The 585-nt window shown below is 47.4% G+C and carries 1 protein-coding gene; it reads right to left on the bottom strand.

Features of this window, described 5'->3' with window-relative positions:
• Nucleotides 1-58 precede the first annotated feature (58 nt).
• Nucleotides 59-585 (bottom strand): electron transport complex subunit E (locus R8O11_RS29685; protein WP_318195186.1); only part of this gene is annotated, 527 nt, incomplete at its 5' end.

Here is a 585-nt window from a genome sequence, read left to right as displayed (position 1 = left end):
TTGCGGTTTATGAAAAAGGCCCTACGAGTGGTAGAGCCTTGATTTTAGAATTCTTATATTATGCGTTAGTTACGCGAGCACGCTCAATGGCCGGTTTTTCTTCTTTCGGCTGACGAGCCTGAATTGAGCTGTCGATAACATTTTTCAACGCAATCAAAAGTCCTACACCGATGAAAGCACCTGGTGGTAATAGTGCTAATAAGAAGCTGCTATCAAATTGGAATACTTGAATGCGCAGCGCTGCAGCCCAGTCACCCAATAGCAAGTCTGCGCCGTCAAACAATGTGCCGTTGCCGATAAGCTCGCGCATTGAGCCCAACACAACTAGCACACTGGTCATGCCCAGTCCCATCCATAAGCCGTCCAATGCGGCAGGAAGCACATCATTTTTTGAAGCGTAAGCTTCGGCGCGACCGATGATGATACAGTTGGTTACGATCAACGGGATAAAGATACCCAGTGATAGGTACAATCCGTAAGCGTAAGCATTCATTAGTAGCTGGACGCAGGTTACGAGTGACGCAATGATCATAACGAAAAGCGGAATTCGGATCGCTTGAGGAACATAGTTACGGGTCAGGGAGA

The organism is Vibrio sp. 1288 (assembly GCF_033344475.1).
This window is presented reverse-complemented; position numbering and strand designations above follow the sequence as displayed.